A 20,609-nucleotide genomic window follows, 5' to 3' on the forward strand; every position below is an offset into this window, starting at 1 on the left:
TCTGATCGCTTTTTTGCGGCGCAGATGTATGGAGAACAAGATGAAACGTGCATTTATTATGGTGCTGGACTCCTTTGGTATTGGTGCGACTGAAGATGCGGATCGCTTTGGCGACGTAGGTTCAGACACTATGGGACACATTGCAGAAGCCTGTGCGAAAGGTGAAGCTGACAATGGTCGCAAAGGTCCACTGAATCTGCCTAACCTGACCCGTCTGGGCCTGGTGAAAGCTCACGAAGGTTCTACTGGTAAAATTGCTGCTGGCATGGACGGCAACGCGGAAGTGATTGGTGCCTACGCATGGGCGCATGAACTTTCTTCCGGGAAAGACACGCCGTCTGGCCACTGGGAAATCGCGGGTGTTCCGGTTCTGTTTGACTGGGGTTACTTCTCCGATCATGAAAACAGCTTCCCGCAAGAACTGCTGGATAAACTGGTAAAACGTGCCAACCTGCCGGGCTACCTCGGCAACTGCCACTCTTCCGGTACCGTGATCCTGGATCAACTGGGTGAAGAGCATATGAAAACCGGCAAGCCGATTTTCTATACCTCCGCTGACTCCGTGTTCCAGATTGCCTGCCACGAAGAGACTTTTGGCCTGGATAAGCTCTATGAGCTGTGCGAAATCGCCCGTGAAGAGCTGACCGAAGGTGGTTACAACATCGGTCGTGTTATCGCCCGTCCGTTTATCGGCGATAAAGCCGGTAACTTCCAGCGTACCGGTAACCGTCACGACCTGGCCGTTGAGCCGCCAGCACCGACCGTGTTGCAGAAACTGGTCGACGAGAAAGACGGTCACGTGGTTTCCGTCGGTAAAATCGCGGATATCTACGCTAACTGCGGCATCACCAAAAAAGTGAAAGCCACCGGTCTGGACGCGCTATTCGACGCCACCATCAAAGAGATGAAAGAAGCCGGTGATAAGACCATCGTCTTCACCAACTTCGTTGATTTCGACTCTTCCTGGGGACATCGTCGCGATATCGCCGGTTATGCTGCGGGCCTGGAACTGTTCGACCGCCGTCTGCCTGAGCTGATGGAGCTGGTGGGTGAAGATGATATTCTGATCCTGACCGCTGACCACGGCTGCGACCCAAGCTGGACCGGCACTGACCACACCCGTGAGCACATTCCGGTACTGGTTTACGGCCCGAAAGTGAAACCAGGTTCTTTAGGTCACCGTGAAACCTTCGCGGATATCGGTCAGACGCTGGCGAGCTACTTTGGTACGTCGCCGATGGACTACGGTAAAAATATGCTCTGATGCAATTGCCCGGTGGCGCTTCGCTTACCGGGCCTACGGTTTTGTAGGCCGGGTAAGGTGCAGCCGCCACCCGGCAAAAACAACAATATAAAAGGAACTGAAGATGGCAACTCCACATATTAATGCAGAAATGGGTGATTTCGCTGACGTCGTATTGATGCCGGGCGACCCGCTGCGTGCAAAGCATATTGCTGAAACTTTCCTCGAAGATGTTCGTGAAGTGAACAATGTTCGCGGCATGTTAGGCTTCACCGGTACTTACAAAGGCCGTAAGATTTCCGTAATGGGCCACGGTATGGGTATCCCGTCCTGCTCCATCTACACCAAAGAGCTGATCACCGACTTCGGCGTGAAGAAAATCATTCGCGTAGGCTCCTGCGGCGCTGTGCGTATGGACGTTAAACTGCGTGACGTGGTTATCGGTATGGGCGCTTGCACCGACTCCAAAGTTAACCGTATCCGTTTTAAAGATCATGACTTTGCAGCTATCGCTGACTTCGACATGGTGCGTAACGCAGTTGATGCGGCAAAAGCGCTGGGTGTAGACGCTCGTGTGGGCAACCTGTTCTCCGCTGACCTGTTCTACTCTCCGGACGGTGAAATGTTCGACGTGATGGAAAAATACGGCGTGCTGGGCGTGGAAATGGAAGCGGCGGGTATCTACGGCGTGGCGGCGGAATTCGGTGCGAAAGCGCTGACCATCTGCACCGTATCCGACCATATCCGTACCCACGAGCAGACCACTGCCGCAGAACGTCAGACGACTTTCAACGACATGATCAAAATCGCGCTGGAATCCGTTCTGCTGGGCGATAAAGAGTAAGTTTTGTTGTGGCCCGGAGGCGCTGCGCTGGCCGGGCTTACCATTCTTCTCGCAGGCCGGATAAGGCGTAGCCGCCATCCGGCATTTTTCAGGCCAGTGCTTAACGCACCGCTCTGGCAATCCATGCCGACAGCTCGCGTAACTCTTTCTCCTGCTGTGGGAAATCAACCAGCAGAGCCTCGCACTCCTGTTGCAGCATATCCGCACGGTACAAGCATCCTTGCAGACGACCCGCCAGCGCTTCTAATGGCGCGGGATTGAGGCTATCGGTAAACACCTGCGTACGCGTAATATGCCCTTTTTCGACGTCAAAATGCAGCTCAACGCCACCCCAGGTGAAACGTTCGTCCAGCAGGTGCGAGAAGGCAGGCGCCTGCCCAAAATTCCACTCCCAACTGCTCTGGCGGGCAAAGGTTTCGGCGAAGTTCGGCAGATCCGGCGCTTTGTCTGGGGAGATGATCTCGGCTTCTACGCGTTCGCCGTAGTGGGCAAAAAAGGCTTCCGTGATGGCCTGACAGACCTGTTGATGAGTGATGCCCGGTAACAGCTCGGTCAAATTCGCTACGCGCGAGCGAACCGAAGTGATGCCTTTGGCGGCAAGTTTCTTTTTATCGGGATTGAGATAGTTTGCCAGGCGGCTGAGATCGGCATTCAACAGCAGCGTGCCGTGGTGGAATCCGCGATCTTTCGTTTCCCGATAAGCAGAGCCGGAAACTTTGCGATCGCCGTCCGGCGTTTTCACCACCAGATCGTTACGCCCGGAGGCATCAGCTTCTACGCCCAGCGAATTCAGCGCATTGAGGACGATCGCGGTGGAGATGGTTTTGTCGTATTCCGGTTTACCAGCCATAAAGGTAAAGCAGGTATTGCCTAAGTCATGGAACACCGCGCCGCCACCGCTGCTGCGCCTGGCGAGCCGCACGTTGTCTTCTTCCATGCGGCGTGTATTACACTCTTTCCACGGGTTTTGCGCCCGGCCAATTACCACCGTATCGGCGTTACGCCACAAGAACAGAACGCGCTGCGTGGCGGGCATCTGGCGAAAAATGCACTCTTCGACCGCGAGGTTAAACCACGGATCGTAAGAGTCTGAGATAAGCAGGCGTAGTGTTGTCATGGTTGATTTCCCTTCTGTTTTACAGTTTTTACAGCTTTTACTCTATCTTCTCGTTGTCTTCTTCCTGCACCGGTTTGTTGGCAGTGAGAAGGAAAGGAGATTGCTGCCAGCGGGTACGCTTACCTTGCAATAAGGTACGGGTCAGCACTACACCGATTGCCAGTGACAGTAGCAGCATCAGGCGTAAGATGTTGGTGGTGTTATCCACCTGCTTGGCTTCAGTGGCAAGAGTGTGGGTATCCAGCGTCAGGCGCAGATAGCCCAGCGGACCATTTTTTCCCTGAATGGGTTCGACGATCTGCTGGTTAAAATAGCCTCCGGCTTTTTTGCCGTCGAGCGCCAGACGATCACGAACATTGACGCTCTCACCGGTGCGCGTAATCAGGTCTCCCTGTTCGTCGTACACGCCTGCGTCCAGAATACGGCTACTCTCCGTCAACTGTGTGAGCACCGCCTTAATACGCTTTTCATCCGGCGTTTCGGTACGCATCAGCGGGGCGACGTTCAGCGCGACCTGACGGGCCAGCGTGCGGGCCAGCTCTTCGAGCTGCGGATTACGCTGCTGCTGGTGGCTTTGACTAAACCAGGAAGCCCCCTGCATCAGCGCGACGAGCAGCGCAAGGCAGGACAATACAATCACTGCACGATGAAGTCGGAATTTCAGTTTTGTGCGAGCCATATTCCACCTGCTGAAAATTTGAGACTTAATGTTGCCAGAAGCGCTGGTTACAGGGTAGCCTCATGCGTTATTTTCCCCTGATGATTCCGACCCGAACGATTTTACAGGAGCTTTAATGCCTAACATTACCTGGTGCGATCTACCTGAAGATGTCTCTCTGTGGCCAGGTCTGCCCCTCTCTTTAAGCGGTGATGAAGTGATGCCGCTAGATTACCACGCGGGCCGCAGTGGCTGGCTGCTGTACGGTCGTGGGCTGGATAAACAACGGTTAACGCAATACCAGAGTAAACTGGGCGCGGCGATGGTGATCGTGGCGGCGTGGTGCGTTGAGGATTATCAGGTAATTCGTCTGGCGGGCTCGTTAACGCCGCGTGCGGCAAAACTGGCGCATGACGCCAAACTGGATGTTGCGCCGCTGGGTAAAATTCCGCATCTGCGCACGCCGGGTTTGCTGGTGATGGACATGGATTCAACGGCTATCCAGATCGAATGCATTGATGAAATTGCTAAACTGGCCGGAACCGGCGAGATGGTTGCCGAAGTCACCGAACGCGCAATGCGCGGCGAGCTGGACTTTACCGCCAGCCTGCGCAGCCGCGTGGCGACGCTGAAGGGCGCTGATGCCAATATTCTGCACCAGGTGCGCGAAACATTGCCGCTAATGCCAGGCCTGACTCAGTTGGTGTTAAAACTGGAAACGCTTGGCTGGAAAGTGGCTATCGCTTCCGGCGGGTTTACTTTCTTTGCCGATTATCTGCGTAACAAGCTGCGCCTGACGGCAGCTGTGGCGAATGAGCTGGAGATCATGGACGGTAAATTTACTGGCAACGTGATCGGCGATATCGTCGATGCTCAGTACAAAGCCAGTACTCTGACCCGCCTGGCGCAAGAATATGAGATCCCGATGGCGCAGACGGTGGCGATCGGCGACGGTGCCAACGATCTGCCGATGATCAAAACGGCCGGGCTGGGGATTGCGTATCATGCGAAACCCAAAGTGAATGAAAAGACGGAGATTACTATCCGTCACGCTGACCTGATGGGCGTGTTCTGCATTCTCTCTGGCAGTATGAATCAGAAATAATGAGGTAAAACGTGGCAAAAGCTCCTAAACGCGCCTTTGTTTGTAATGAATGCGGGGCCGATTACCCGCGCTGGCAGGGGCAATGCAGCGCCTGTCAGGCCTGGAATACCATTACCGAGGTGCGCCTTGCCGCATCGCCAACGGTGGCGCGCAACGAGCGACTCAGCGGCTACGCCGGAAATGCGGGCGTTGCAAAAGTGCAGAAGCTCTCTGACATCAGCCTTGAGGAACTGCCGCGTTTTTCTACCGGATTTAAAGAGTTTGATCGCGTGCTCGGCGGTGGTGTGGTGCCCGGCAGCGCCATACTGATTGGCGGTAACCCTGGCGCGGGCAAATCAACGCTGCTGTTGCAAACGCTGTGCAGGCTCGCCGAGCAGATGAAAACCCTGTACGTCACCGGCGAAGAGTCGCTGCAACAGGTGGCGATGCGCGCGCATCGGCTTGGCCTGCCGACGGCGAACCTGAACATGCTGTCGGAAACCAGTATCGAACAAATTTGCCTGATTGCTGAAGAAGAACAGCCGAAGCTGATGGTGATCGACTCCATTCAGGTGATGCACATGGCGGATATTCAGTCTTCGCCGGGCAGCGTGGCGCAGGTGCGTGAAACCGCGGCTTACCTGACGCGCTTTGCTAAAACGCGCGGCGTGGCGATTGTGATGGTCGGCCACGTCACCAAAGATGGCTCGCTGGCCGGGCCGAAGGTACTGGAGCACTGTATTGACTGCTCGGTGTTGCTCGACGGCGACGCCGATTCCCGCTTCCGTACACTGCGTAGCCATAAAAACCGCTTTGGCGCGGTGAATGAGCTGGGCGTCTTTGCCATGACGGAACAGGGGCTGCGTGAAGTCAGCAACCCTTCTGCAATTTTCTTAAGCCGTGGCGATGAAGTCACTTCCGGTAGTTCGGTGATGGTAGTCTGGGAAGGCACGCGCCCGTTGCTGGTCGAGATTCAGGCGTTGGTCGATCACTCAATGATGGCGAACCCGCGTCGTGTGGCGGTCGGCCTGGAACAGAACCGTCTGGCGATTCTGCTGGCAGTGTTACATCGTCATGGCGGCTTGCAGATGGCGGATCAGGACGTGTTCGTTAACGTAGTTGGCGGCGTAAAAGTCACCGAAACCAGCGCCGACCTGGCGTTGCTGCTGGCAATGGTCTCCAGCCTGCGCGACAGGCCGCTGCCACAGGATTTAGTGGTCTTTGGCGAAGTGGGGTTGGCGGGAGAAATCCGTCCGGTACCCAGCGGGCAGGAGCGTATTTCGGAGGCGGCGAAACACGGTTTTCGCCGGGCGATTGTTCCTGCCGCTAACGTACCGAAAAAAGTACCGGAAGGGATGCAGGTCTTTGGCGTTAAGAAGCTTGCGGATGCGTTAAGCGTGTTTGACGACCTATAATCAAATACCCGTACGTACTGAATTTGTAGGCCTGATAAGCGATGCGTCATCAGGCAGTGTTACGCGATTTTTCCAGCAGGAGGCTCTTGTGTCATTTGATTATCTGAAAACCGCCATTAAGAAAAAGGGTTGTACCCTGCAACAGGTGGCAGATGCCAGTGGCATGACCAAGGGATATCTAAGCCAGCTTCTGAATGCCAAAATTAAAAGCCCCAGCGCGCAAAAGCTGGAGGCGTTGCACCGTTTTCTCGGACTGGAGTTTCCGCGCCAGCAGAAAAATATCGGTGTGGTATTTGGTAAGTTTTATCCGCTGCATACCGGCCATATCTATCTTATCCAGCGCGCCTGTAGTCAGGTTGATGAACTGCATATCATCATGGGCTATGACGACACGCGCGATCGCAGCCTGTTTGAAGACAGTGCCATGTCGCAACAGCCTACGGTGCCCGATCGTCTACGCTGGCTGCTGCAAACCTTTAAGTATCAGAAAAATATCCGTATTCATGCCTTCAACGAAGAGGGCATGGAGCCGTATCCACACGGTTGGGACGTGTGGAGCAACGGGATCAAAACGTTTATGCAGGAGAAAGGGATCCAGCCAAACTGGATCTACACCTCTGAAGAATCAGATGCCCCGCAGTATCTCGAACATCTGGGGATCGAAACCGTGCTGGTGGATCCCAAACGGACGTTTATGAGCATCAGCGGCGGGCAAATCCGTGAAAACCCGTTTCGCTACTGGGAGTATATTCCGACCGAAGTGAAGCCGTTTTTCGTGCGCACCGTGGCGATCCTCGGCGGGGAGTCGAGCGGTAAATCGACGCTGGTGAACAAGCTCGCCAACATCTTTAACACCACCAGTGCGTGGGAATATGGGCGTGATTACGTCTTCTCCCATTTGGGCGGCGACGAGATGGCATTACAGTATTCTGACTACGATAAAATCGCCCTGGGACAAGCACAATACATTGATTTTGCTGTTAAGTACGCCAATAAAGTGGCGTTCATCGACACCGATTTTGTGACCACTCAGGCTTTCTGCAAAAAGTATGAAGGGCGTGAACACCCGTTTGTGCAAGCGCTGATTGACGAGTATCGCTTCGACCTGGTTATCCTGCTGGAAAACAACACCCCGTGGGTAGCGGATGGCTTGCGCAGCCTTGGAAGTTCGGTTGACAGAAAAGCGTTTCAGACGCTGTTGGTCGAGATGCTGCAGGAGAACAATATCAATTTTGTGCACGTTCAGGAGCCGGACTACGATGGTCGCTTCCTGCGCTGCGTGGAGTTGGTGAAAGAGTTGATGGGCGAGCAGAGGTAGGTTTTAATGCCGGATGCGCTGCGCTTATCCGGCCTACAAGTCGCACTAACCTCGTAGGCCGGATGTGGCATGACGCCGCCATCCGGCGCTTAACGCTAATTACTTAGAAATACGCTTGTACTTAATACGCTTCGGCTCCAGCGCATCGGCGCCCAGCGTGCGTTTCTTGTACTCTTCGTATTCGGTAAAGTTACCTTCGAAGAACTCAACCTTACCCTCATCCTGGTAATCCAGAATGTGGGTCGCGATACGGTCAAGGAACCAACGGTCGTGCGAGATAACCATCGCGCAGCCCGGGAACTCCAGCAGGGCGTTTTCCAGCGCGCGCAGGGTTTCGATATCCAGGTCGTTGGTTGGTTCATCGAGCAGCAGCATGTTGCCGCCAACTTGCAGTAGCTTCGCCAGGTGCAGACGACCACGCTCACCGCCGGACAGCTCGCCGACACGTTTACCCTGATCCACACCTTTGAAGTTGAAGCGGCCCACATAGGCACGGCTTGGCATTTCGGTGTTGCCGATCTTCATGATATCCAGCCCGCCGGACACTTCTTCCCACACGGTTTTGCTGTTGTCCATGGCGTCACGGAACTGGTCAACGGAGGCCAGTTTGACGGTTTCACCCAGCGTGATGGTACCGCTGTCAGGCTGTTCCTGGCCGGACATCATACGGAACAGGGTTGATTTACCCGCACCGTTCGGACCGATGATGCCGACGATAGCGCCTTTCGGTACCGAGAAGCTCAGGTCGTCAATCAGCACGCGATCCCCGTAGGATTTACGCAGATTGGTGACTTCAACAACTTTATCGCCCAGACGTGCTCCAGGTGGGATAAACAATTCGTTGGTTTCGTTACGTTTCTGGTATTCAGTGTTGTTCAGCTCTTCAAAGCGTGCCAGACGGGCTTTGCCCTTAGACTGACGGCCTTTCGCGCCCTGACGAACCCACTCCAGCTCTTTCTCAATGGATTTACGGCGAGCCGCTTCCTGAGAGGCTTCCTGGGCCAGACGCTGATCTTTCTGCTCCAGCCAGGAAGAGTAGTTACCTTCCCACGGAATACCTTCACCACGGTCCAGCTCCAGGATCCAGCCGGCAACGTTGTCGAGGAAGTAACGGTCGTGGGTAATCGCCACAACGGTGCCTTCGAAGTCGTGCAGGAAGCGTTCCAGCCATGCCACGGATTCTGCATCCAGGTGGTTAGTGGGTTCGTCGAGCAGGAGCATGTCTGGTTTTTCCAGCAGCAGGCGGCACAGCGCCACGCGGCGGCGTTCACCACCGGACAGGTTCGCGATTTTCGCATCCCAGTCTGGCAGACGCAGTGCATCCGCAGCACGTTCCAGCTGCACGTTCAGGTTGTGGCCGTCGTGCGCCTGGATAATCTCTTCAAACTTACCTTGCTGTGCGGCCAGCTTATCGAAGTCAGCGTCCGGTTCGGCGTACTTGGCGTACACTTCATCCAGACCTTTCAGCGCGTTAACCACTTCGGCAACCGCTTCTTCCACGGATTCACGAACGGTATGTTCCGGGTTCAGTTTTGGTTCCTGTGGCAGGTAACCGATTTTAATGCCAGGCTGTGGGCGAGCTTCACCTTCGATATCAGTATCAATACCGGCCATGATGCGCAGCAGGGTAGATTTACCCGCACCGTTCAGACCGAGAACACCGATTTTGGCGCCAGGGAAGAAGCTCAGTGAGATGTTTTTAAGAATATGACGTTTCGGCGGAACGACCTTACCGACACGATGCATGGTATAAACGAATTGGGCCACGTTGGACTCGCCTCTATGTTTATCCCGTCATACTTCAAGCCGCAGATGCGTTGGCCGTGTCGTTCACCCCAGTCACGTACTTTTGTACGCTCAGGGGATTCACTTCCTCGCCGCCTTGCTGCAACTTGAATTATTTAGGGCTAATTATTGGTAAATAGTTATCAAAGGCGAAGTGTAGCCTTTTTCATTGTCCAATCCCAGCCAGCAGATCCCACTCGCAACAAAAGTAAAAAAGTGTCCGTGACGTGGCGCATTCTGCAATGTCTGGTTAGCATGAATGAATTAAGCGGCATGATGCTGCACAGACGTAACATGAGAAGAGGAAGAGCTTGTGGACAAAGCCAAACAATTTACCTGGCGCCTGCTGGCTGCCAGCGTATGTCTGCTGACGGTCAGTCAAGTAGCGCGAGCGGATTCCCTGGATGAGCAGCGCAATCGCTATGCGCAAATTAAGCAGGCCTGGGATAACCGACAGATGGATGTCGTAGAGCAGATGATGCCTGGCCTGAAGAACTACCCTCTGTATCCTTATCTGGAATATCGCCAGATCACTGACGATCTGATGAATCAGCCCACCATTACCGTCACCAATTTTGTGCGCGCCAACCCGACGCTGCCCCCGGCGCGTACTCTGCAATCTCGTTTCGTGAATGAACTGGCGCGCCGCGAAGACTGGCGTGGGCTGCTGGCGTTCAGTCCGGAAAAACCGGGCACCACCGAAGCGCAATGTAACTATTACTTCGCGAAATGGAGTACCGGACAAACTGAAGAAGCCTGGCAGGGGGCGAAAGAACTGTGGCTGAGCGGAAAAAGTCAGCCGAACGCCTGTGACAAATTATTCGGCGTATGGCGTGCCTCAGGCACTCAGGATCCGCTGGCGTATCTGGAACGTATTCGTCTGGCGATGAAAGCCGGGAATACCGGACTGGTCACGGCGTTGGCCGGACAGATGCCCGCGCAATACCAAACCATTGCTTCAGCGATCATCGCGCTGGCCAACGATCCGAATTCGGTAATGACCTTTGCTCGCACCACCGGCGCAACGGATTTCACCCGACAGATGGCGGCGGTCGCCTTTGCCAGCGTGGCGCGTCAGGATGTGGAGAATGCCCGCCTGATGATCCCTTCCCTGGTGCAGGCGCAACAGCTTAATGACGAGCAAACCCAGGAGCTGCGCGACATTGTCGCCTGGCGTCTGATGGGCAATGACGTTACCGACGAGCAGGCCAAATGGCGTGATGATGCGATTATGCGCTCCAACTCCACCTCGCTTGTGGAGCGCCGGGTGCGCATGGCGCTGGGAACCGGCGATCGTCGTGGCCTGAATACCTGGCTGGCGCGTCTGCCAATGGAAGCCAAAGAAAAAGATGAGTGGCGCTACTGGCAAGCGGATCTGCTGCTGGAGCGCGGACGCGATGCGGAAGCCAAAGAGATCCTGCACCAACTCATGCAGCAGCGCGGTTTCTATCCGATGGTGGCGGCACAGCGCCTGGGCGAAGAGTACGAGCTGAAAGTGGATAAAGCACCAGCGAACGTTGATTCTGCGCTGACTCAGGGCCCGGAAATGGCACGCGTCCGCGAGCTAATGTACTGGAACATGGATAATACCGCGCGCAGTGAATGGACGAATCTGGTCACCAGCCGTACCAAGTCCGAGCAGGCTCAGTTGGCGCGTTACGCGTTCAACAATCACTGGTGGGATCTAAGCGTTCAGGCGACGATCGCCGGAAAGTTGTGGGATCATCTGGAAGAGCGATTCCCGTTGGCCTATAAAGATCTTTTTACCCGTTACACCAGCGGCAAGGATATTCAGCCAAGCTATGCGATGGCGATAGCGCGTCAGGAAAGCGCCTGGAACCCGAAAGTGAAATCACCGGTTGGCGCAAGCGGGCTGATGCAGATTATGCCGGGTACGGCGACGCATACGGTGAAAATGTTCTCGATTCCAGGTTACAGCAGTCCGAGCCAGCTATTGGATCCTGATACCAACATCAACATCGGAACCAGCTATTTGCAGTACGTGTATCAGCAATTTGGCAATAACCGCATCTTTGCGTCAGCAGCCTATAACGCCGGTCCGGGACGCGTTCGCACCTGGCTTGGCAATAGCGCTGGCCGCATTGATGCCGTCGCGTTTGTCGAGAGCATTCCATTCTCAGAGACGCGTGGTTATGTGAAGAACGTGCTGGCTTACGATGCGTACTATCGCTATTTCCTCGGCGATAAACCGGAGTTGATGAGCGACGCAGAATGGCAACGTCGTTACTGATCGTGTCGATTGTGTTATGCTATCGTACTCGTTAAAGAGTACAAAAGGGGGAGGCAAGCACGCTTCCCCCGCAACGATGGCGATATCATATGACTCAGCAATCACCCTATTCAGCAGCGATGGCAGAACAACGTCACCAGGAGTGGTTACGTTTTGTCGATCTGCTTAAACACGCCTACGAACAAGATTTACACCTGCCACTGCTCAATTTGATGTTAACGCCGGATGAGCGTGAAGCGTTGGGCACGCGTGTGCGTATCATTGAAGAGCTGCTGCGCGGTGAGATGAGCCAGCGTGAGCTTAAAAACGAGCTCGGGGCTGGGATTGCTACTATTACGCGAGGGTCGAACAGCCTCAAATCCGCACCGGTGGATCTGCGTCAGTGGCTGGAACAGGTGTTGCTCGGGAAAAATTGATCCGCCGGATGTGGCTTTGCCTTATCCGGCCTACGATTGAACATCCGGCACAATGCTATAAATACACCGCGTTATGAAACGGGCTGAGCGCCAGAATCACCGCCTGGTGGTAGACGCTCGAACGCGTCAGCTTACCCGCGGTAAAGACGCCGATTGCGCCCTCTTTACGGCCAATCTCATCAATACCTGTATAGTCCGACATCACCGGGCCGAGTGCTTCACCTTTGCGGACTCTGTCGAGAATGACAGTAGGCAATGGCAGCGTGGCTGAACGGGCTTCACCGCGCTGGATGCCGTTATCAATTACTACCCAACTGAAGGTGGCATCGTCGTCAATTCCTGCTTCAATGGCGACCCAGAAATCAGCCTGTGGGTGCTGGCGGCGAGCGTTATCAACGCGATTTCGTGCGCCAGTGCGCGTTTCCTGGTTTCCGAAAGGTTGTTCCGGCACGCCACTCTCGACGGCGACGGGTTCAATATGGCAGGATCCTTCCCCGAAAATCTCTTCAAATGCCCGCAGAATTGCCTGAATTTTGGCAGGATTGGTGGTCGCAGAGATAACCTTGTGCATAATTAAGCTCAGTTTGAAAATTCATCGCATCGCAGTATAACGGAAAAAAAGCATGTTACAGGTATACCTTGTTCGCCATGGCGAAACGCAGTGGAACGCCGAGCGACGTATTCAAGGCCAGTCAGACAGCCCACTAACCGCTAAAGGTGAACAGCAAGCCATGCAGGTGGGTGAACGTGCTCGCTCGTTTGGTATTACGCATGTCATCAGTAGCGATCTTGGTCGTACACGACGCACCGCAGAAATCATCGCCCAGGCCTGTGGCTGTGATATCACCTATGACTCCCGTCTGCGCGAGCTAAATATGGGTGTGCTGGAAAAACGTCACATCGATACGCTGACGCCGGAGGAAGAGGGCTGGCGTCGCCAGTTGGTGAACGGTACGGTGGATGGTCGTATCCCGGAAGGGGAATCGATGCAGGAATTGAGCGATCGCGTCAACGCAGCGCTGGCATCCTGTCTGGAATTGCCGCCGGGAAGTCGTCCGCTGCTGGTCAGTCACGGTATCGCGCTGGGTTGCCTGGTGAGTACAATTCTTGGATTACCGGCATGGGCTGAACGTCGCTTGCGTCTGCGCAACTGTTCTATTTCTCGCGTTGATTACCAGGAAAGCTTATGGCTGGCGCCGGGATGGGTCGTTGAAACGGCAGGGGACATCTCACATCTGGACGCCCCTGCGTTGGATGAGCTACAGCGCTAGCGGCGAATCGGAATCAGGAATTCGCAGCGCAGGTTGATCGGGCGATCTCCCGCTTTGGCATCTTCTGCCGGGTAATATCGCTCGATATCCTGTCCTTTACGGCGCGTCAGGTTCAGCATTGGCATGCATGTGCCGTAAACCGTCAGGATAAACTCTTGCACGCCGGTTCCCAGCCCTTCGTAGGTAAACATCACGTACTCGCCACCCTGTAACAGGATAGGCTGCGCCGACGGCACATAGCCATTGGCCTGTTCCGGCGTCAGTGCAGTGGTGTAAAACACTTCCTGCTCGTCATCTTTTTCAATGCTCGGACGCGTTTCGTTAAGCCCGTACAGCACTGGCGGGATCGCAGGAGCCTGACTGAGGAAGTCGCGCCAGAACTGAATACGCATTTCATGACGAAAATCTGAAATCTGTTCCAGCGAGCAGGAATAGCTTTGCGTGGTGCCGAGTAGTTGCGTATCTTCCAGGGTGACAAACTCGTGCGCAGGCATCGCAAATTCACCCAGGCGCATTGGCGGGCGAATACCAAACGCACTCCATTCCGGGGAGCGACGATACAGCGCAGGCGTTTGGGAAAACTGTTTCTTGAACGCGCGAGTAAAGGTTTGTTGAGAGTCGAAGCGATATTGCAGCGCAATATCCAAAATTGGGCGCGCAGTCAGGCGTAGTGCCACTGCAGATTTCGATAAACGACGGGCGCGGATATAGGCGCCAATAGCATGGCCCGTCACGTCCTTAAACATTCTCTGCAGGTGCCACTTGGAATAGCCCGCTTTTGCCGCCACATTGTCAAGCGACAAAGGCTGATCCAGATGACCTTCCAGCCAGATTAATAGGTCGCGAATAATGCCAGCCTGATCCATAAAATATCCTCATCCTTTCAACAACGAGTACCTGACGTCAGGTATGAGGATAATAGCATTTTTTGCTGTTTTAGCATTCAGTGTTTTTTTTGCTCATAAATGCTTTTTTCGGACATACGAAAGCGTGATTATTGTAATCCTGTGATCTGTATACGTTTTATCTTAGAATGTCGAATAATTGCACAGAGTAACTTTTAAAAATGGTAACAATATGAAATATAAGAGCTTAGTCATTTCCTCAATTCTGCTGATGTTGGCGCAGGTTGCCCATGCGGAGCAGATTGGATCTGTCGATACGGTGTTCAAAATGTTCGGCCCGGATCATAAAATTGTGGTCGAAGCGTTTGACGATCCGGATGTTACCAACGTGACCTGCTACGTGAGTCGGGCGAAGACTGGCGGCATCAAAGGTGGTCTGGGGCTGGCGGAAGATACCTCCGATGCCGCCATTTCCTGCCAGCAGGTTGGGCCGGTAGAACTGAGCGACAGAATCAAGAACGGTAAAGCTCAGGGCGAAGTGGTATTTAAAAAACGTACCTCGCTGGTGTTTAAATCTTTACAGGTCGTGCGTTTTTACGATGCGAAACGTAATGCGCTGGCCTATCTGGCTTATTCAGATAAAGTCGTCGATGGATCGCCCAAAAATGCCATTAGCGCGGTACCCATCATGCCGTGGCGGCAATAACAAGGAAGCACAATGCAACAGCCGTTGATCTGGTTGGTTGAGGATGAGCAGGGAATCGCTGATACGCTTATCTACATGCTGCAGCAAGAGGGGTTTAGCGTAGAGGCGTTTGAGCGCGGATTTCCCGTGTTGGAGAAATCTCGCCAGCAATGCCCTGATGCCATCATTCTGGATGTCGGGCTACCGGATATAAGCGGTTTTGAACTGTGCCGACGTTTACTTGAACGCCACCCGGCGTTGCCGATCCTGTTTCTGACCGCACGCAGCGATGAAGTGGATCGCCTGTTGGGGCTGGAAATTGGCGCGGATGACTATGTTGCCAAGCCTTTCTCGCCGCGTGAAGTGTGCGCTCGTGTGCGTACGCTGCTGCGGCGGGTGCAAAAATTCTCCACGCCTTCATTGACAACGCGCTGTGGGGATTTTGAACTTAATGAGCTGGCCGCGCAGATTACCTGGTTCGGCATGCCGTTGAACCTGACGCGCTATGAATTCCTGCTGCTTAAAACATTCCTGATGTCGCCGGGACGTATTTACTCCCGCCAACAACTGATGGATTTAGTCTGGGCCGATGCGCAGGATACCTTTGACAGAACGGTCGATACCCACATCAAAACGCTGCGCGCCAAGCTGCGGGCCATCAACCCCGAGCTTTCCCCCATCAATACGCATCGCGGTATGGGATACAGCCTGAGGAGCGCCTGATGCGCATTGGCATGCGTTTGCTGCTCGGCTATTTTCTGATTGTTGCCGTCGCTGCCTGGTTCGTTCTGTCTATCTTTGTGCAGGAAATTAAGCCAGGCGTCCGTCGAGCGACTGAGGGCACATTGATTGATACCGCCACGCTGCTGGCTGTGCTGGCGCGTGATGACTTACTCTCTGATACCCCCGCCAACGGCAAGCTGGCGCAGGCCTTTTCGCAACTGCATAACCGCCCATTCCGCGCCAATATCAGCGGCATTAACAAAGTACGTAATGAATACCATGTCTACATGACGGACGCGCAGGGCAAGGTGGTGTTTGATTCAGCTAACCAGGCCGTCGGTCAGGACTACTCCCGCTGGAACGACGTGTGGTTAACGTTACGTGGGCAGTATGGCGCTCGTAGTACGCCGCAAAACCCGGATGATCCGGAAAGCTCGGTGATGTACGTTGCCGCGCCGATTGTAGACGGTGGTCGTATTATCGGTGTGCTCAGTGTCGGCAAACCAAATGCAGCGATGGCGCCGGTGATTAAACGCAGTGAACGGCGAATGCTGTGGGCCAGCGCCGTATTGCTGGGTATTGCCCTGGTGATTGGCTTCGGGATGGTATGGTGGATAAACCGCTCCATTGCCCGGCTGGCGCGTTATGCCGACTCCGTTACTGAGAATCGCCCCGTCCCACTGCCTGATTTAGGCAGTAGCGAGTTACGCAAACTGGCGCAGGCGCTGGAAAGTATGCGTCTGAAGCTCGAAGGCAAGAACTACATTGAGCAGTATGTCTACGCGTTAACGCATGAGCTGAAAAGCCCGCTGGCGGCCATTCGTGGCGCGGCAGAGATACTGCGTGAAGGTCCGCCGCCAAACGTGGTAGCGCGCTTTACCGATAATATTCTGACGCAAAATGCGCGCATGCAGGCGCTGGTTGAAACCTTGTTACGTCAGGCGCGACTGGAGAATCGGCAGGACATTACGTTGACGCCAGTGGCGGTAGATGTACTGTTTGCTCAGCTCAAAGAGGCGCGTAGCGTGCAGCTGGCGGCAAAAAATATCACGCTGACCATTTTGCCTTCATCGCTTAGCGTCGCAGCCGATCCCGCGTTACTGGAGCAGGCATTGGGGAATTTACTCGACAACGCTATCGACTTTACGCCACTGGACGGGACGATTGTGCTGAGTGCACATCAGCACGAGGATCGGGTCACGTTGCAGGTTACCGACAGCGGTAGCGGGATCCCTGACTTTGCGTTGCCACGTATTTTTGAGCGCTTCTACTCGCTGCCCCGCGAGAATGGACACAAGAGCAGCGGTTTGGGGCTGGCGTTTGTCAGTGAAGTTGCACGACTGCATGAAGGCGCGGTGACATTATCTAACCGACCAGAGGGCGGCGCACAAGCTTCGTTTACGCTTCACCGTCACTTCACATAACTTCAAATTCTCCGCACATAGCTGTTCTACCTTGCTGATATTGCAAAGGAGAACGCTATGTTGAAATCACCCCTGTTCTGGAAAATCGTCACTCTGGGTGGCGCCATGCTGCTGCTGTTAATTCCCCTGACAATGGTCAGGCAGATAATCGTAGAGCGATCGGATTATCGCAATGACGTTGAAGATGCAATCCGCCAGAGCACCAGCGGACCGCAAAAGATGGTCGGCCCGTTGATAGCCATTCCGGTGACAGAGCTTTATACCTCGCTGGAGGATGGCAAAGAGATCCAGCGTAAGCGAAGCTATATCCATTTCTGGCTGCCGGAGTCGTTGCTGGTTGAGGGGAGTCAGAACGTTGAAGCGCGTAAAATCGGTATTTATGAGGGCCAGGTCTGGCACAATGACCTCTCGGTGAAGGCCGAGTTTAACGCTGAACGTTTGCGTGATTTAAACCATCCCAACGTCAGCGTCGGCAAACCGTTTATCGTGGTTGGCGTGGGGGATGCGCGCGGGATTGGTGTGGTGCAAGCGCCGCAGGTCAATGGAACGTCGCTGGCGGTTGAGCCGGGGACGGGGCTGGATGGACGTGCGCAGGGGATTCACATTCCGTTACACGACGCGAGCTGGGCGGAGCAAAACCTGAGCATGACGCTGTTGCTGAATTTGAGCGGAACAGGAGATTTCTCCGTTGTTCCGGTTGGCCGTAACAGTGAAATGACCTTAACCAGCAATTGGTCGCATCCCAACTTTCTTGGGGATTTTCTTCCGGCTAAGCGCGAAATCAGTAAGTCTGGATTCAATGCCCAGTGGCAAAGCAGTTGGTTTGCCAATAACCTCGGCGAACGCTTTGATGGCGAAAAGATTGGCTGGGAGGGAATGCCTGCATTTAGCGTCGCTGTCGCCACGCCTGCGGATCAATACCAACTGACGGACAGGGCGACAAAATATGCCATTTTGCTAATTGTGCTGACCTTTATGTCTTTCTTTGTCCTTGAAAGCATGACCAGCCTTCGACTGCACCCGATGCAGTACCTGCTGGTGGGATTATCGCTGGTGATGTTTTATCTGTTGCTGCTGGCGTTGTCAGAACATATTGGTTTTACCGCCGCGTGGATTACGGCCAGTCTGGTGGGGGCGTTGATGAACGGTGTGTATCTGCAGGCGATATTACAGGGTTGGCGTAAGAGTATTTTGTTCACCGTAGCGCTGCTGGGGCTGGACGGTGTGATGTGGGTGTTGCTCCGTTCACAGGACAGCTCTTTACTGCTGGGAACCGGCGTGCTGTTGGTCGCGTTGTGTGGCGTGATGTTCCTGACGCGTCATCTTGACTGGCACTCGCTGGCACAGCCAAAACCAAAGCCGACAGAAATTTCGGAGTCTCAGCCTGCGCAGAGTGACGAGTTTCGCTTATGGAAATAGGGCTGTGGTGAAATGAAAAACGGCGCATATTGCGCCGTTTTTTTACCTGTGAGGATTGAATTAATCCTGCAGGTCGCCGCAGAAACGGTAGCCTTCACCGTGAATGGTGGCGATGATTTCTGGCGTATCCGGCGTTGATTCGAAATGTTTACGAATGCGGCGGATAGTCACGTCAACGGTACGGTCATGCGGCTTCAGTTCGCGACCGGTCATTTTTTTCAGCAGTTCTGCGCGAGACTGGATTTTGCCCGGATTCTCACAGAAGTGAAGCATGGCGCGGAATTCGCTGCGTGGCAGTTTATACTGCTCGCCATCAGGACCAATCAGAGAGCGGCTGTTGATGTCCAGCTCCCAGCCATTGAATTTGTAGCTCTCGACGCTACGGCGTTCTTCGCTGACGGTACCCAGGTTCATGGTACGCGACAGCAGGTTACGAGCACGGATAGTCAGTTCGCGCGGGTTAAACGGCTTGGTGATGTAATCGTCTGCGCCGATTTCGAGGCCGAGAATTTTATCGACTTCGTTATCACGGCCCGTCAGGAACATCAGCGCAACGTTAGCTTGTTCGCGGAGTTCGCGCGCTAACAGGAGGCCATTTTTCCCAGGCAGATTGATATCCATAATCACAAGGTTGATGTCATATTCAGAGAGAATCTGATGCATTTCCGCGCCATCTGTCGCTTCGAATACATCATAGCCTTCTGCTTCGAAAATGCTTTTCAACGTGTTGCGTGTTACTAACTCGTCTTCAACGATAAGAATGTGCGGGGTCTGCATGTTTGCTACCTAAATTGCCAACTAAATCGAAACAGGAAGTACAAAAGTCCCTGACCTGCCTGATGCATGCCGTAAATTAACATGATCGGCGTAACATGACTAAAGTACGTAATTGTAGATTCAATCTGTCAATGCAACACCCCTTTCAATTATCTCTTTCGGTGTTTTGAACTTCAGTGTCTTTCTCGGTCTGTTGTTTAGCTGAGCAGCAACCAGATCTAGTTCATGTTGAGTATATTGGGCAAGACATGTCTTTTTAGGAAAGTACTGCCGAATTAGCCCATTTGTGTTCTCATTTGTTCCCCGCTGCCAAGGACTCTGAGGATCGCAGAAGTAAACTTTAACGCCGGTGCTGACAGTAAATTCTAGATGTCTGGCCAGTTCCATTCCTCTGTCCCATGTCAGTGATTTTCTGAGTTCTGACGGTAAACTCAGGAATTTGTCGGTAAGAGCCTGATTTACTGAGACAGAATCTTTGCCCCTGAGTCTAAGGATGATCGTATAACGTGATTTTCGGTCTACAAGTGTGGCTATATGAGAGTTTTTTGTACCTGAGACTAAATCGCCCTCCCAATGCCCCAGAGAGCGTCTGTTATCGATATTTCGGGAACGTTCGTGAATTGGTGTTCCGTTCACTATGTTAATCGTACCTCTTTCGCCTTTGCGGGTATGACGCCTGCCATGGCGAAGGCTATGCGACCGTCGCAGATGCTGTATATTCAGGTGGTGTAGCGCTTCACGGCTACGAAAGTACAGCGTTTTATAAATTGTCTCAGGTGATATTCGCAGCGTTTTTTGACGTGGTTTTGTTCGCCTTAACCATCCTGATATTTGCTCTGGAGACCATTTCATCTCCAGCTTTTCCAGAACAAGCTTTCGCAATGGTAAATTTTGATCCAGTAAGCACGGTTTTGGCCTTTTCGCCATTCTGTTGGCTCGGTTATTAGCATCAACAGCTTTGTAATAGCGTCTGCCCCGATTACGCTGAACTTCACGTGAGATCGTCGAAGGACTGCGATTCAGCGCAGTAGCTATCGCACGAATGCTCATTTTGGCTGACAAACCAGCTCGTATCTCCTCGCGCTCAGACAGTGTCAGGTGAGCTACAGCCCGCTTACGCTCATGGGGTTTTATGCCGCCAGTATCCCTTAACATAGTGAAGATCGTTCCGGGTTTTGAACCCAGGATATTCGCTATTTCACTGAAGCCTGTTCCGTTCTTCCATAGTTCAAAAACAGAGGCTTTTTCCTCTGCTGTAAATGTTCGTCTCATTCAAAAAACCTCCGCAACCCCATGTTTTCACATAACTGTTGCGTTGACCAATTGAATCTACA

Annotated in this window: 19 protein-coding genes; 12 read left to right on the forward strand and 7 right to left on the reverse strand. The window is 53.7% G+C overall.

The window, feature by feature from the left end; translation table 11 throughout:
* The first annotated feature begins 40 nt into the window (after positions 1-40).
* Positions 41-1,264, forward strand: a complete 1,224-nt coding sequence (deoB, locus tag OGV71_RS10935) for a phosphopentomutase (RefSeq protein WP_003019037.1) — start codon at positions 41-43, stop codon at positions 1,262-1,264.
* A 103-nt stretch (positions 1,265-1,367) separates the two neighbouring features.
* Positions 1,368-2,087, forward strand: a complete 720-nt coding sequence (deoD, locus tag OGV71_RS10940) for a purine-nucleoside phosphorylase (RefSeq protein WP_000224864.1) — start codon at positions 1,368-1,370, stop codon at positions 2,085-2,087.
* 100 nt (positions 2,088-2,187) lie between these two features.
* Here the strand turns inward: deoD and lplA are convergent, their stop codons facing one another.
* Together lplA and OGV71_RS10950 are read right to left on the reverse strand one after the other, a co-directional pair.
* The gene (gene lplA, locus OGV71_RS10945; RefSeq protein WP_257651257.1) at positions 2,188-3,204 is read right to left on the reverse strand and encodes a lipoate--protein ligase; all 1,017 of its coding nucleotides are present in this window, start codon (positions 3,202-3,204) and stop codon (positions 2,188-2,190) included.
* A 37-nt stretch (positions 3,205-3,241) separates the two neighbouring features.
* On the reverse strand, positions 3,242-3,883 hold the full coding sequence (locus OGV71_RS10950; protein WP_003019032.1) for a YtjB family periplasmic protein: 642 nt from the start codon (positions 3,881-3,883) through the stop codon (positions 3,242-3,244).
* A gap of 115 nt (positions 3,884-3,998) precedes the next feature.
* Here OGV71_RS10950 and serB point away from each other — a divergent pair, with 115 nt between their 5' ends.
* From serB to nadR, 3 genes are all read left to right on the forward strand, one after another.
* Entirely contained in the window at positions 3,999-4,967 is a 969-nt protein-coding gene (gene serB / locus OGV71_RS10955) for a phosphoserine phosphatase (protein ID WP_003019027.1), read from the forward strand.
* An 11-nt stretch (positions 4,968-4,978) separates the two neighbouring features.
* Positions 4,979-6,361 carry a DNA repair protein RadA gene (gene radA / locus OGV71_RS10960; protein WP_001728171.1) on the forward strand — a complete coding sequence of 461 codons (1,383 nt, stop codon included), beginning with the start codon at positions 4,979-4,981 and terminating at the stop codon, positions 6,359-6,361.
* A gap of 88 nt (positions 6,362-6,449) precedes the next feature.
* The gene (nadR, locus tag OGV71_RS10965; protein ID WP_003019021.1) at positions 6,450-7,679 is read left to right on the forward strand and encodes a multifunctional transcriptional regulator/nicotinamide-nucleotide adenylyltransferase/ribosylnicotinamide kinase NadR; all 1,230 of its coding nucleotides are present in this window, start codon (positions 6,450-6,452) and stop codon (positions 7,677-7,679) included.
* Positions 7,680-7,778: 99 nt separating this feature from the next.
* Here nadR and ettA read toward each other — a convergent pair whose 3' ends face one another.
* Positions 7,779-9,446: an energy-dependent translational throttle protein EttA gene (gene ettA, locus OGV71_RS10970; RefSeq protein WP_204584149.1), complete on the reverse strand. Its 1,668-nt coding sequence runs from the start codon at positions 9,444-9,446 to the stop codon at positions 7,779-7,781.
* 331 nt (positions 9,447-9,777) lie between these two features.
* Here ettA and sltY point away from each other — a divergent pair, with 331 nt between their 5' ends.
* Both sltY and trpR read left to right on the forward strand, forming a co-directional pair.
* Complete coding sequence (sltY, locus tag OGV71_RS10975) at positions 9,778-11,715, forward strand: murein transglycosylase (protein WP_204584147.1); 1,938 nt, start codon at positions 9,778-9,780, stop codon at positions 11,713-11,715.
* Between the two features lie 89 nt (positions 11,716-11,804).
* Entirely contained in the window at positions 11,805-12,131 is a 327-nt protein-coding gene (trpR, locus tag OGV71_RS10980) for a trp operon repressor (protein ID WP_003019012.1), read from the forward strand.
* A 55-nt stretch (positions 12,132-12,186) separates the two neighbouring features.
* Here trpR and yjjX read toward each other — a convergent pair whose 3' ends face one another.
* Positions 12,187-12,702, reverse strand: coding sequence for an inosine/xanthosine triphosphatase (gene yjjX / locus OGV71_RS10985; protein WP_003019009.1), 516 nt, complete (start codon positions 12,700-12,702; stop codon positions 12,187-12,189).
* Between the two features lie 52 nt (positions 12,703-12,754).
* Here yjjX and gpmB point away from each other — a divergent pair, with 52 nt between their 5' ends.
* Entirely contained in the window at positions 12,755-13,402 is a 648-nt protein-coding gene (gene gpmB, locus OGV71_RS10990) for a 2,3-diphosphoglycerate-dependent phosphoglycerate mutase GpmB (RefSeq protein ID WP_003019006.1), read from the forward strand.
* Here the strand turns inward: gpmB and robA are convergent.
* Positions 13,399-14,268 (reverse strand): MDR efflux pump AcrAB transcriptional activator RobA, encoded by an 870-nt coding sequence (robA, locus tag OGV71_RS10995; protein WP_003837295.1) that lies wholly within the window; start codon positions 14,266-14,268, stop codon positions 13,399-13,401. The genes gpmB and robA overlap by 4 nt on opposite strands.
* A 211-nt stretch (positions 14,269-14,479) precedes the next feature.
* On the opposite strand from robA, the gene creA reads away from it, so the two are divergent.
* The 4 genes from creA to creD are packed head-to-tail and all read left to right on the forward strand — an operon-like array spanning position 14,480 to position 18,498.
* A complete protein-coding gene (creA, locus tag OGV71_RS11000) occupies positions 14,480-14,953 on the forward strand; it encodes a protein CreA (RefSeq protein ID WP_003018998.1) in 474 nt (157 codons plus the stop codon).
* A gap of 12 nt (positions 14,954-14,965) precedes the next feature.
* Positions 14,966-15,655, forward strand: coding sequence for a two-component system response regulator CreB (creB, locus tag OGV71_RS11005; protein WP_071685420.1), 690 nt, complete (start codon positions 14,966-14,968; stop codon positions 15,653-15,655).
* Positions 15,655-17,079 (forward strand): two-component system sensor histidine kinase CreC, encoded by a 1,425-nt coding sequence (gene creC, locus OGV71_RS11010; protein WP_204584145.1) that lies wholly within the window; start codon positions 15,655-15,657, stop codon positions 17,077-17,079. Before creB ends, creC begins: the two co-directional genes overlap by 1 nt.
* A 57-nt stretch (positions 17,080-17,136) precedes the next feature.
* The gene (gene creD, locus OGV71_RS11015) at positions 17,137-18,498 is read left to right on the forward strand and encodes a cell envelope integrity protein CreD (RefSeq protein ID WP_204584143.1); all 1,362 of its coding nucleotides are present in this window, start codon (positions 17,137-17,139) and stop codon (positions 18,496-18,498) included.
* Positions 18,499-18,558: 60 nt separating this feature from the next.
* On the opposite strand, the gene arcA is transcribed toward creD, so the two are convergent.
* Together arcA and OGV71_RS11025 are read right to left on the reverse strand one after the other, a co-directional pair.
* Complete coding sequence (gene arcA, locus OGV71_RS11020) at positions 18,559-19,275, reverse strand: two-component system response regulator ArcA (RefSeq protein ID WP_001194359.1); 717 nt, start codon at positions 19,273-19,275, stop codon at positions 18,559-18,561.
* A gap of 120 nt (positions 19,276-19,395) precedes the next feature.
* Entirely contained in the window at positions 19,396-20,547 is a 1,152-nt protein-coding gene (locus OGV71_RS11025) for an IS30-like element IS30 family transposase (protein ID WP_001254932.1), read from the reverse strand.
* Between the last annotated feature and the right edge of the window lie 62 nt (positions 20,548-20,609).

Origin of the sequence: Citrobacter sp. Cf088 (assembly GCF_030334295.1) — a bacterium.
GTDB lineage: Bacteria > Pseudomonadota > Gammaproteobacteria > Enterobacterales > Enterobacteriaceae > Citrobacter > Citrobacter freundii.